A 12,686-nucleotide genomic window follows, 5' to 3' on the forward strand; every position below is an offset into this window, starting at 1 on the left:
GCAACCAGGCTCGATAGAGGCTTATTTCGTGACCGAGTCCATTGAAAAATCCGCCAGCGCAGCCGCCAGCCGTTTCCAATCGCCCTCATCCGCAGGCAGCCCAAACCGGACACTGTTCGACGTCGCAAAATGACGAATCAAAATCCCCCGCGCCGCGAGGAAATCGTGCAGCTCAGCGGCGTGTGGGGTGGTCAGCCACTGGAAGAGCGCAGTACCACCAGCAGGCGGCAAACCATGTTCGGTAAGCAGGGCCGCCAGCCGGGCGCTTTCTGCTGTGAGCTGCCCAAGCGCCACAACCTGCCAGTTGGTATCCCGTAGCGCGGCCTTGGCTACTGCTCGACCCGGCCCGCTAATGGTCCAAGGACCGAGTTCTTCGCGTAGCGCATCGAGCAGCTCACGCCACGCAAACACGAACCCCACCCGCGCGCCAGCGAGGCCAAAGAACTTGCCCAGCGAACGCAAGACAATCAGCCCCGGTTCGCCAACGAATGGCACGAGGCTGTGTTGCGGTGTGCAGTCCATGAAGGCTTCGTCGACGATCAGCCAGCCGCCACGTGCGGCGAGGTTTTCTCGCCAGCCGAGCAATGTTTCGGGGGGCACCTGCCAGCCCGTCGGATTGTTGGGATTGCACACCAGCACCACATCGAGTTCGGCAACCGCATCGAGCAATTCGTGCTCCGCGAAGCCCGTGACGACGTGTCCGTGTCTTGCCCAGGCATGCGCATGTTCAGCGTAGCTCGCCGCCAACATGCCGACGCGTGAGCCCGGCGTGCGCAGTAGTGGTAAGGACTGGATCGCTGCTTGTGAGCCAGCAACTGGCAGTAGCGAGGGGCTGCCGTAGTAGGCCGCTGCGGCGTCTTCCAGTCCGTCGTGTTCTTGCGGCAAGCGTTGCCAGACTTCGGCCGGCAGATTGCCAACCGGCCAGCCATGTGGATTGAGTCCGGTGGAAAGGTCGAGCCAGTCGCCGACCGGAATGCCATAGCGTCGTGCTGCTGCGAGGATGCCGCCGCCGTGGTCAAGCATGGAGGTCTCCTTGCCAAGCCAATATGGACTGCGAAACCAGCAAGGCGATGCCCACCCAGAGCCACAGGCCGCGTTCGACTAGCCGGATCGCGCGGCGAATGTCATTCACGTCCGGCGCACGATTCAGGCCAAGCGCCGGCCGTTGTTTCAATGCGCCGTGGTAACACGCCGCGCCACCGAGCGCCACGCCCAGTGCACCGGCACCCGCAGCCATCACCGGGCCGGCGTTCGGGCTGTACCAGGTCGGGGCTTGGGCACGCCAGCATTGCCAGGCGGCACGGGTGTTGCCCAGTAGCGCATAAGTCGCCGCCGTCAGCCGGGCAGGGATGTAATTGAGCACATCGTCGAAACGGGCAGCGGCCCAGCCGAAGTAGATATAGCGCTCGCTGCGATAGCCCCACATGGCATCCAGCGTATTGGCAAGCCGATAGAGCACCACGCCGGGCGCGCCTAGCAGCAGGAACCAGAACACCGCCGCGAACACGGCGTCGCTGCCGTTTTCCAGTACCGATTCGACCGTCGCGCGGGCGACGTCTTCTTCACTCAGCGCGCTGGTATCGCGGCTGACGATCATGCCGACGCGTTGGCGTGCCAGAGGCAAATCGCCGGCATCGAGTGCCGCGACCACGGCTTGGGCATGTTGGGAAAGGCTGGTGGCGCCGATGGCGAGATAGAGCAGCAGCATGCTTGCGAGCGGCCCGACGTATGGAATCGTTGCGAGGCCGGCCGCTGCCAGCGTGAACGGGATCAGCAATAGCGCAATGCCCAGCACGCCACGTAATCGTGTGCGCAAGGATGCTTCATGCGGTGCAGCCGGATAAAGCATCGCTTCCACTTTGCGTACCAACGCGCCAAATCCCACCAGCGGATGCCAGCGGCGTGGCTCGCCCAGTCCTTTATCCAGCAACATGGCCAACAGCAGAAAAACGGAAGGAGTCACGGATACGCCTATGGGAATTTGCGGGTCTTTGCTTGCCGCCGCGGCCGTCCTTTGGTTTGGGGCGACGAAAAGCCGGCGCAATTTTAGGCGCTGTTGATGCTGGTGAGGCAACTGTCGCATGTTTGGGGCGTTGTCCTTGAGGTCGCCATCGAGCCAAGGTCAGCCGCCAACTAATTCCATTTTTCTGCGATTTTCGCCAGCTCGCCGCGCTTGGTGAGCGAGATGATGGCTTTCTGCAATCGCTCTACCGTGTCCTGCGAAACGTGCTTTCCCAAGACCAGATAGAAGCTGGTGCCATCCATCACCGCCGGCAACACCTTGATCTTGCCGACCAGCCCGGCTTGGCGAATATCCCGGTCCAGGCCGGGGTAGCGTTGCAGGAAGAAACGGCCGTGGCCGGAGTGCAGTTTTTGCAGGTTCTGCAGCGGGGTCATCGCTTGGGCATCGATGATCAAGCCGCCCACTTCTTGCAAGCGCTTGATCTCGCCTGAGCCGGAGAGGGTAAGAATGACGCCCTTGTCACCAAGTTTGCGCACGTCGTCCCAGTTTTCGATCTGCACCGGGTCATCGCTACGCACAGCGAGGTGGTATCGCACTGGAAACAACTCCGGTTCGATATAGCGCAGCCGGGTTTCCCGGTCTTTGTTCCTCAGCAAGCCGCATGCGGCATCCAGTACCCCTGTCTGCACGCTGTGTTCGATGCGCGGCAAGGGCATCCAGCGTTGGTCGCCGACAAAGTGCAGGCTGGGGTCTTCATGCTCGATCGCCCGCATGATATCGATGCACAGCCCGATGATTACGTGCTGGCCGCCGACGGTTGCGGCAATGAATTTAGGCTCGGAGCTATCTTGGGCTGCGGTACGGATGTCCTGCGCGTTTGCGTCGGCGGATGCGAGCAGGGCTGCGGCGGCGAAGGCGCTCAGATAAGCCGTGCGGGCCATTTGCAATAGTTGGGGATGGCGAGGTTTACATCGCGCCATTGCGTCACCTTGTCTGGTCCAGATCGCACCCGGTTGGTGCGGTGATTCATGATTGATGACATTGTCAAATTCGCACAATACGGGAAAGACATACGGTGTGCCTTGCCGCTCGGAGTGCGTTTTTTTGGCGGATGGCTTGTCCGTAAACCGCAACAACGGGAATAAACTACGCCCCCAAATCCCCTTTGAAGTTCTCTCTGAAGCTTTCCATGCCAGCCAAAACCATCATGATCCAGGGCACCACGTCGGACGCCGGCAAGAGCACGCTCGCGACCGGCCTGTGCCGCCTGCTCGTGCGCCGGGGCATCCGCACCACGCCATTCAAGCCGCAGAACATGGCGCTCAACAGCGCGGTGACGGTGGATGGTGGCGAGATTGGTCGCTCACAGGCGGTGCAGGCGCAAGCATGCCGGATTGAACCGCACACCGACATGAATCCGATCCTGCTCAAGCCCAATACCAATATCGGCGCGCAGGTCATCGTGCAGGGCAAGGCGATCGGCAATATGGAGGCGACGGTCTATCACGCCTACAAACCCGAGGCGATGAAGGCCGTGCTGCAGTCGCATGGTCGCTTGGCCGAGCAATACGATTGCATCGTGGTCGAAGGCGCGGGCAGCCCGGCGGAAATCAATCTGCGCGAGGGTGATATCGCCAATATGGGTTTTGCCGAGGCGGTCGATTGCCCGGTGATTCTGGTGGCGGATATCGACCGGGGTGGCGTGTTCGCGCATCTGGTCGGCACGCTGGCGCTGCTGTCTGAGTCGGAACAGCAGCGGGTAGTTGGCTTCGTGATCAACCGTTTTCGCGGCGACGTGGCCTTGTTGCAACCGGGGCTGGATTGGCTGGAGCAATACACTGGCAAGCCAGTGCTCGGCGTATTGCCCTACTTGAAAGGCTTGCATATCGAAGCCGAAGACAGCCTCGGCAAGCCGGAGGCGCATCACACGGCGGCCGGTGGACAGACCTTACGTGTGGTCGCGCCAGTGTTTCCCCGCATCAGCAACCACACCGACTTCGACCCGCTGCGCCTGCATCCGCAAGTTGAATTGACCCTGGTTGGCCCCGGCCAGCCGATTCCACCGGCTGACCTGATCATCCTGCCCGGCAGCAAGAATGTTCGCGACGATCTGGATTGGTTGCGAGCCAATGGCTGGGAACCGGCAATCCGCCGCCATGTGCGCTTGGGTGGCAAGCTGATCGGCATTTGCGGCGGCTTCCAGATGCTGGGCAACGCCTTGCACGATCCGCTTGGCCAGGAGAGCGCCGCGGGCAGCACGGCCGGGCTGGGTTTGCTGGACATGGAAACCGAGCTGACGGCGCAGAAGCGGCTGGTACGAGTTGAGGGCAACTTGGCTTTTACGGATGCGGCAGTGAGTGGCTACGAAATCCACATGGGCATCAGTCGTGGCCCAGCGTTGGCGCGGCCTGCCGTTCTGTTTGCCGATGGAGAACAGGGCATGGATGGCGCGGTTTCAGATGATGGCCAAGTGCTCGGCACCTATCTGCATGGCTTGTTCGATCATCCACAAGCTTGCCGTGCCTTGCTGGAATGGGCCGGCCTGACCGAACCCGCGCCGCTGGATTACCGCGCCGTGCGTGAGGCGCATATCGAGCGGTTGACCGACATGCTGGAGGCGCATCTGCAGCTGGATCGGTTGGTGGGGTTCTTGCCGTCGCTGGCCGGTAGGGGCTGACAATATATCGCCGTCATCACTTCCCACCCGACCCCCTGGTCAGCTTTGCTAGAATGCCTGTTTCCGCCTTCACCATCAGACCTCGCCCTCCACATGCTCCAACTACACAACACGCTCTCGCGCGAAAAAGAAGTCTTCAAACCCATCCAGCCCGGCAAAGTGAACATGTATGTCTGCGGCATGACGGTGTACGACTTCTGTCATATCGGGCACGCCCGCATGTTGGCCGCGTTCGATGTGGTGTTTCGCTGGCTGAAGGTGTCCGGTTACGACGTGGCCTATGCGCGCAACATTACCGATATCGATGACAAGATCATCAAGCGGGCGGCAGAGAACGGTGAGCCGATCGATGCGCTGACCAGCCGCTTCATCGATGCCATGCACGAAGACTGCGGCCAGCTCAATCTGCTGGCCCCCAGCTTCGAACCCCGTGCTACCCAACACGTGCCGGGCATGGTGCACATGATTGAAACGCTGATCGCCAAGGGCTTGGCGTATCCGGCCGATAACGGCGACGTTTACTACGCGGTGAAGCTGTTCCCCGGCTACGGCAAGTTGTCCGGCAAGTCGCTGGATGACCTGCGTGCCGGCGAGCGCGTGGCGGTCGACCCCTACAAGCGCGACCCGCAGGATTCGGTGTTGTGGAAGGCGGCCAAGCCGGGCGAACCATCCTGGCCGTCGCCGTGGGGGCCGGGCCGGCCGGGTTGGCATATCGAATGCTCGGTGATGAGCGAATTCCATTTGGGCAGTCATTTCGATATTCATGGCGGCGGCGAGGATCTGCAGTTCCCGCACCATGAAAACGAGATCGCCCAATCCGAAGGCGCGCATGGTCACACCTATGTGAATTACTGGCTGCACAACGGCTTCATCCAGGTGGATGGCGAGAAGATGAGCAAGTCGCTCGGCAACTTCTTCACCATTCGTGATGTGCTGCAGCATTTCGAAGGCGAGGTGATCCGTTTCTTCATCGTGCGCAGCCACTATCGCAGTCCGGTCAACTTCGCCGATAGCCTGCTGGCCGATGCCCGCCAGGGCCTGACCCGCCTCTATACCGCCTTGCGTGGCCTTGAGCTCGAAGCGGATACCGGCATCGACTGGGATCAGCCGCAGGCCGCGCGCTTCAAGGCGGCGATGGATGACGATTTCAACACCCCGGAAGCCGTCGCCGTGCTGTTCGAGCTGGCTGGCGACGTGAACAAGACCCGCGATGCCAAGCTGGGGCGTTTGCTCAAGCAGCTGGCTGGTGTGCTGGGCCTGCTGGAGCGCGATCCTGAAGTATTCTTGCAGGGGGGCGTCAGCGCGGGGGAATGGAGCGCAGAACGCATTGAAGCCGCCATTGCCGGTCGCAAGGCCGCCCGGGCCGCGAAAAATTTCGCCGAATCCGACCGCATCCGCGATGAACTGACCGCCGCTGGCATCGTGCTGGAAGACGGGCCGCAAGGGACAACCTGGCGTCGTGCCTGATCGGGCAAAGTGCCTGAAGCCGCTGGGGTAATACCTGGCGGCTTTTTTGTGCGGGCGGCCCTACCATCCGTAAGCTTTTTCCTGAATACCGTGCCAGCTCATCGCTATAGTGAGGCGATAGAGGAGAGGAGTTACGTGGCTACATTGCAAAATCGTTTCGAAGTTCGCAAAACGCTTGGTCAGGGCGCGCAAGGCACGGTTTATCTGGGGCACGATCTCCAACTGGATCGCCCGGTCGCGCTCAAGGCGCTCAAGCCGGGCAGCACGGCCTTGGGCAGCGATGAGGTGCGCATGTCCAGCCGACTGCAGCATCCGAACATCGTCACGTTGTATGACGCCTTTCAGGGCGATAGCCAGCCGTGGCTGGTATTCGAGTTCGTGGAAGGTGAAACGCTGTCGGCGCGCATCAAGCGCGAAGGCGCAGTCCCGCCGGTCAAGGCGGTTGAACTCATCCTCGGCGTGCTCGACGGGTTGGCGTATGCCCACACCCAAGGCGTGCTGCATCGCGATATCAAGCCGCAAAACATCATGGTCGATACGCAAGACCGGCCGCGCATCATGGATTTCGGCATTGCCGCCGTGCGCGGCAGTGAGGCTGCCAGCCAATTTGCCGGCACCGCGGGTTACATGGCGCCGGAAATGCTCCGCAACATGCCGATCGATGCGCAAGCCGATGTGTTCGCCGTGGGCATGACCTTGTATCAATTGCTGACCGGCCAATCGGCCGCAGCGGGCGAAACGATCCATGCGGTATTGCATCGGGTGGCGAACGAGCCGTTCGTGCCGCCCTCCAAGCTCAAGGAAGGCATCGACGAAAAACTGGATCACCTGATCATGGTGGCGCTCTTCAAAGACCCGAAGGAGCGTTATACCGATGCCGGCGCAATGGCCGCCTCGCTGAAAGAGTGGCTGGGCACCCAGGCTGGCAAGGAAGAATCGACCGGTGCCAAGCAAAGCACCATCGACTTTTTGTTGCGGCGCATGCGGCATACCGAGGATTTTCCGGCACTTTCGCAGGCGATCAGCGCCATCAATCAGATCAACGAGAGCGATTCCGAGCGGCTGCAAGTGCTGTCGGATGTGGTGCTGAAGGATTTTTCGCTCACCAACAAGCTGCTGCGCATCGTCAATTCGGCCACCTATAGCCAGTTTGGCGGCACGATCAGCACGATTTCCCGCGCCATTGTCATCCTCGGCTTCGATACGATCCGCAATCTGGCGATCACCTTGCTGCTGTTCGAGCACATGCACAACCGGCCGCAGGCGGCGTCGCTGCGTGATGCCACCCTCAAGGCATTCTTTGGTGGCATCCTGGCGCGTGAACTGGGCCGCAAGAGCGGTGCGAGCGGCATGGAAGAAACGCTGATCTGCGGCATGTTCAACCATCTGGGCAAACTGCTGACGATTTATTACTTCCACGAGGAACAGCAGCAAATCGAAAAACGAGTGCAAGCGGGGGCGACCGAGCACCAGGCCGCCGTTGCGGTGCTCGGGCTGGATTACGGCGAGCTGGGCATTGGCGTAACGCAGAACTGGGGCTTCCCCGACCGGATCGTGAACAGCATGCGCGCACTGCCGGAAGGCACGGTCAAGCCGCCGCAAAACCAGCTCGACCGGCTGCGCATGTATGCCAATCTGAGCAGCGAGATGCTGCCCTTGCTCGATCAGTCGCAGAAAGAAGTGACCAAAAGCACCATGGCGCTGGAAAAGCGCTACGGCAGCGCCTCCGGCATGAGCGAGCGTGATTTCGGCACCATGCTGAAAGACACCACCGAGCTGTTCCTGAGCCACCTCAATACGCTAGGCGTGGATTATCGCGGCAGCGAGCTGATCAGCCGCTTGCGCAAGATCCAGAAGGGCGAGGCCGCCGCGCCAGACCAGGTTGCCGAGTTCGATACCTTCGACGATGTCAGGCTTGAAACCGAAGTGACCAGCATGACCGCGCAGGCATCTACCGCTGTACTGGCTGCCGGCGTGCAGGACATCACCAACACCCTCGTCACCTCGTTCAAGCTCAATGACTTGCTGCGGATGATTCTGGAAACGATGTATCGCGGCATGGGCTTCGAGCGCGTGCTGTTGTGTACACGCGACCCCAAACACAACGCCTTGCTTGCGCGCTTCGGTTTTGGCACTGACATCAACGACATCGTGCCGCATTTCAAGGTCGAAACCGGCAAGGTCCACGATGTCTTTCAGGTCGCCCTGCAGCGCAACGCCGATATCCTGATCGAAGACATCGATGGCGGCGCGATCAAGGATCGCGTGCCGGATTGGTATCGCCAGCTGATCCCCGCGCACACGTTCATCGTGTTGCCCTTGGTGCTGGATAAACGCGTGATCGGCATGCTGTATGGGGATCGCTCCGCCGCCGGCAGCCTGAAGATCAGCAACGAAGAACTCAACCTGCTGAAAACGCTGCGCAATCAGGCGCTATTGGCCATCAGGACCAAGCAGGCAGGCGGGTAGCGCTGTTTTCTGGTCGGGCTCGATCTAGCGACGCCCGACCAACATCAAACCAAGCGCCGCCGTTGCAAACACCGCGCCAGAGTAGAACGTCATTGCAGCGCCATGCACTTGCCACAGCCAGCCGGCGATACCGCTGGCCAGCAGCATCGAGACCCCGCTGATCAGATTGAATACGCCAAAGGCCGTGCCTTTGAGTTCGCCGGGCGTGGTATCGGCGACCATCGCGGCAAGGATGCCCTGACTGCAGCCCATGTGCAGCCCCCACAACGCCACGCCAAGCAGGACTTCAGCCTCCGAGCCGGCCCGCGCCAGCACCAGATCGGCCAGTATCAGCAAGACAAGCCCGGTCGCCAGCAGCACCGATCGGCTGATGCCATCCGACCATTTGCCGGCCGGATACGCCGACAGCGCATAAAACAGCGACATCACCACCATCACCAACGGCACCCAGGCGATCGCAAAGCCGGCTTGCTGCGCTCGCAACACCAGAAAGGCTTCGCTGAAGCGGGCAAGCGTGAAGATTGCGCCAACCGCGACCACCCACCAGTACGCACCCGAGAAACGCTGCAAGGCCCGCAAATGAATAGGGGAGCGGAAACCATGACGGGCGACCTCACGTACGGGCTCACCCACGCCGACCACGATCAGCCCGACCGCCAGCAAGGCGGGAATCACAGCGAACCACAGTACACGCGGGATATTGTCGTGAAACAGGATCATCAGCCCGATCGCCACTGCCGGGCCGAGCACCGCGCCTACTGTATCCATCGATTGCCGCAGACCGAAGCACGCCCCCCGAATTGCCGGCGGCGCGACCTCTGCCACCAACGCATCGCGTGGCGCACCGCGTATGCCTTTGCCGATGCGATCCAGAAAACGGGCGGTGAACACCATTTCTGCCGAGGCGGCGAGCGGGAACAGTGGCTTGGTCAGTGCCGCCAAGCCATAGCCCAACAGAATCAATCCCTTGCGGCGGCCGATAAAATCGCTGATCGCGCCCGAGAACACCTTCATGATCAGCGCCGTTGCCTCGGCAACGCCTTCGATCAAGCCAACCGTGAGCGCGCTGGCCCCAAGCGTGCCGACCAGAAACAACGGCAGCAGGCTATGCACCAGCTCGGAAGACAAATCCATGAACAGGCTGACGAAGCCCAACGCCCAGACAGTACGGGGAATGGCGTGGTCAGCGTTTGATCCGGACATCAACCTTTCCAGTCAACGCGCTCATTCCGCGCGAAGCAGCACCAGGCATAGAGCGCGTCATACACCACCATGCCGTGCTTGAGCATGTCGTGGTCGTTGCTGAAGGTATGCGACAAGCCCAGCGAGATCGCCAGCAGGCCCGCGCTTTGCGGTGTCAGATCGAGCCGATTGGTATCCGCGCCGCGCACGATGGCGGCCAGAGTATGCAGTGCCGGATCGGCCAGCTGGTACTTGTTGAGGAAGGTATCGAAGCTGCAACGCTCGTGATCATGCGACAGCTCGACGCCCGGCACATCATAGGGAATCGCGCCGCTCGCTGCGGCCACGCCGAGCACCACGTCGTCCGGTACGTAGAGGAACTCCGGTTCAGGGTCGATGAAGCGGGTGATCAGCCACGGACAGGCAATCCGGTCGATCTTCGGGCGTTCACGGGTAATCCACTTCATCCCATACCTCACAAGGTGTTCAGAACCAGCCCGATCACGGCGCAGGCCGCGATGACATGAATCACATTACGCTTGTATCGGAATAATGCCACAGCAGCTGCAAGCGCTATCAACGCCGAACGCCAATCGAATATCCCGGCAAAGCCCTTGGGCCATAGCACGTGATAGCCGAAGAACAGCGCCAGATTCAGGATCACCCCGACCACCGCCGCCGTGATGGCGCTCAGTGGCGCGGTGAACTTCAAATCATTATGCGTGGTTTCCACCAAAGGCCCGCCCGCGAGGATGAACAGGAAGGAGGGGAGAAAGGTGAACCACGTCACCACCGTGGCTGCTGCTGCGCCCGCAAGAAACAAACTCCCCGATCCGAACAGGGCCTTCACATACCCACCCACGAAGCCGACAAAAGCCACCACCATGATCAATGGCCCCGGCGTGGTTTCGCCCAAGGCCAGGCCATCGATCATTTGCGTGGCGGTGAGCCAGCCGTAATGCTCGACCGCACCTTGATACACATAGGGCAATACTGCGTAGGCACCGCCGAAGGTCAGCAATGCCGCCTTGGTGAAAAACCAGCCCAGCTGGGTCAGGGTGTGGTGCCAGCCATAGCCAGCCACCAACAGCGCCATCGGGATCAGCCAGAGCAAACCACCCACCGTCAGTACGCGCAACAGCCGCGGCCAGGTGAACAGCGCGTGGGCTGGTGTTGGCGTGTCGTCATCGATCAGCGCCGGACCAAACGATTTGTCCGCCTTGCAGTGACCGCCGCCGCTCTTGAATTGATCCGGCGCGATCCGCCCGCCGACATAGCCGACGAGCGCTGCCGCCGCGACGATGGCCGGAAAGGGCACATCCAGCGCGAAGATCGCCACGAAAGAGGCCACCGCGATGCCCCACTGCAGCTTGTTCCTGATCGCCCGCGAGCCGATACGATGCGCCGCCTGCAACACAATGGCGGTCACTGCCGGCTTGATGCCATAGAACAGCCCCGTCACCAAGGGCACATCGCCAAAAGCGATATACACCCACGACAGCGCAATCAGGATCAGCAGCGAGGGCAGCACGAACAGCGCGCCAGCGACGATGCCGCCCCTGGTGCGATGCATCAGCCAGCCGATATAAGTTGCGAGCTGCTGCGCCTCTGGCCCGGGCAACACCATGCAGTAGTTCAGCGCGTGCAGGAAACGCCGCTCGGAAATCCAGCGCCGCTTTTCGACCAGCTCCTGATGCATGATCGCAATCTGCCCGGCCGGCCCGCCAAAGCTGATAAAGCCGAGTTTCAACCAGAAGCGGAATGCCTCCCAGAAGCCGATGGGGGCGGGTTTGTCTGGGATCAGTTCAGCTTGAGGAGCGTCAGCTTGGTTCATGTCGTCTGGATTTCCGGCTGAAAGGCGGCCAGCAGGCCGTCGAAGATGTGACCGGCAGCGGCAAGCAGTTGGTCATCATTGCTGATCGTATTGCGTAGCCCGGCCAGCACGCGCTCCACGCCGCCGGCTTCGGCGGGCGGTATGCCGCCAACATCGAGGTAATGCACGAGCGCGCCCAGCCGTTGCAGGGCAGGCTGGTCGAGCGCAAAGCTCGCCAGCAGCGTCTCGAAAGTCACTTTCGCCCCGATGTGGCTGAACGCTGCGCCATCAAAATCAAACCCGAGCGCATCGGCCGGGCAATCTGCCTGGGATGCCAGCCACAGGAAGCGGGCGGCCGGGTCGATAAAGCGGCGGATCAACCAGGCACTGGCCAGCCGATCCACCCAAGGCCGGGCACGGGTCGCCCAGATGCGGCCTTGGTAGTCGACCAGATTCAGGCGAGCAACCGCGCCAGTGGCAGCATGCGGTTCGTCTGGCGACAAGATGGCATTTGCAGCTACTTCCAACGCCCGCAGCGCCACGTCGACCTGTCGTTGTGCCTCGCCCGGAAAGAAGTCAGTCGCGCCAATAGCCGCAAAGGTTTTGCCCAATTTGCGGAACTGTTTGAGCGTATCGAGTGCGTTATCAATGTTTAGCGCCGCGTGTGTTTCGCTGATTGCTGTCAGCAACGCCGCATAGTCCTCGGTGCGATCGAATAGCGATGGAAATGTGGCTGCAATCGCACCGTCGGCCTGCAGCAAGTACGCCGTGCCCCCATTGGCTTCGATGTCTTCCGCGATCTCTGCGAGTGCGCTGTGGCAATCATCGCGCTCGGGCAATAGATAAACGCCGTCGCGCAACACGGCTGCGCCGCTAGCCTTCAATGCCCGCCAGATCCGCATGCGGGCGGTCGCGTTGGCGGTGGGGAGGGTGAGGATGAGCGTGAGCCATTTCATGATGAAGCAAAGTCTACAATTACTGTTCTATTTGCTACAAAATTTTTAGCAACCGGTTCGGCTCAAGACCGGGCCTTGGCTGGCTGAAATCGGGCGGGCAAAGCGGTCTATAGTGGTTGAGGTTCTGCCGCTCTGAATGGAGTTAGAAGGGCCGCGTGT

10 protein-coding genes are annotated in these 12,686 nt (G+C 61.2%); 3 read left to right on the forward strand and 7 right to left on the reverse strand.

Annotated features, from left to right (window positions below):
- Positions 1-21: 21 nt before the first annotated feature.
- The 3 genes from cobD to BR41_RS02115 all read right to left on the reverse strand — a co-directional run bounded on the left by cobD (position 22) and on the right by BR41_RS02115 (position 2,943).
- The gene (gene cobD, locus BR41_RS02105; RefSeq protein ID WP_035052096.1) at positions 22-1,023 is read right to left on the reverse strand and encodes a threonine-phosphate decarboxylase CobD; all 1,002 of its coding nucleotides are present in this window, start codon (positions 1,021-1,023) and stop codon (positions 22-24) included.
- Positions 1,016-1,963, reverse strand: coding sequence for an adenosylcobinamide-phosphate synthase CbiB (gene cbiB, locus BR41_RS02110; RefSeq protein ID WP_035052098.1), 948 nt, complete (start codon positions 1,961-1,963; stop codon positions 1,016-1,018). The genes cobD and cbiB overlap by 8 nt, the downstream gene beginning before the upstream one ends.
- 170 nt (positions 1,964-2,133) lie before the next feature.
- Positions 2,134-2,943, reverse strand: a complete 810-nt coding sequence (locus tag BR41_RS02115; RefSeq protein WP_035052539.1) for a substrate-binding periplasmic protein — start codon at positions 2,941-2,943, stop codon at positions 2,134-2,136.
- Positions 2,944-3,152: 209 nt separating this feature from the next.
- Here BR41_RS02115 and BR41_RS02120 point away from each other — a divergent pair, with 209 nt between their 5' ends.
- From BR41_RS02120 to BR41_RS02130, 3 genes are all read left to right on the forward strand, one after another.
- Positions 3,153-4,640, forward strand: coding sequence for a cobyric acid synthase (locus BR41_RS02120; protein ID WP_035052100.1), 1,488 nt, complete (start codon positions 3,153-3,155; stop codon positions 4,638-4,640).
- Between the two features lie 93 nt (positions 4,641-4,733).
- Complete coding sequence (gene cysS, locus BR41_RS02125) at positions 4,734-6,107, forward strand: cysteine--tRNA ligase (protein WP_035052102.1); 1,374 nt, start codon at positions 4,734-4,736, stop codon at positions 6,105-6,107.
- 135 nt (positions 6,108-6,242) lie between these two features.
- Entirely contained in the window at positions 6,243-8,576 is a 2,334-nt protein-coding gene (locus BR41_RS02130) for a serine/threonine protein kinase (protein ID WP_035052104.1), read from the forward strand.
- A gap of 24 nt (positions 8,577-8,600) precedes the next feature.
- Here BR41_RS02130 and BR41_RS02135 read toward each other — a convergent pair whose 3' ends face one another.
- Genes BR41_RS02135 through BR41_RS02150 form a run of 4 tightly spaced genes read right to left on the reverse strand, consistent with a single transcriptional unit; the run spans position 8,601 to position 12,527 of the window.
- A complete protein-coding gene (locus tag BR41_RS02135) occupies positions 8,601-9,779 on the reverse strand; it encodes an MFS transporter (RefSeq protein ID WP_035052106.1) in 1,179 nt (392 codons plus the stop codon).
- A complete protein-coding gene (locus BR41_RS02140) occupies positions 9,779-10,225 on the reverse strand; it encodes a chromate resistance protein ChrB domain-containing protein (protein ID WP_035052108.1) in 447 nt (148 codons plus the stop codon). Before BR41_RS02140 ends, BR41_RS02135 begins: the two co-directional genes overlap by 1 nt.
- Before the next feature lie 8 nt (positions 10,226-10,233).
- Positions 10,234-11,592, reverse strand: a complete 1,359-nt coding sequence (gene chrA, locus BR41_RS02145; RefSeq protein ID WP_051709821.1) for a chromate efflux transporter — start codon at positions 11,590-11,592, stop codon at positions 10,234-10,236.
- Positions 11,589-12,527: a chromate resistance protein ChrB domain-containing protein gene (locus BR41_RS02150; RefSeq protein ID WP_035052110.1), complete on the reverse strand. Its 939-nt coding sequence runs from the start codon at positions 12,525-12,527 to the stop codon at positions 11,589-11,591. Before BR41_RS02150 ends, chrA begins: the two co-directional genes overlap by 4 nt.
- Between the last annotated feature and the right edge of the window lie 159 nt (positions 12,528-12,686).

Origin of the sequence: Andreprevotia chitinilytica DSM 18519, from assembly GCF_000711875.1 — a bacterium.
Lineage (GTDB): Bacteria > Pseudomonadota > Gammaproteobacteria > Burkholderiales > Chitinibacteraceae > Andreprevotia > Andreprevotia chitinilytica.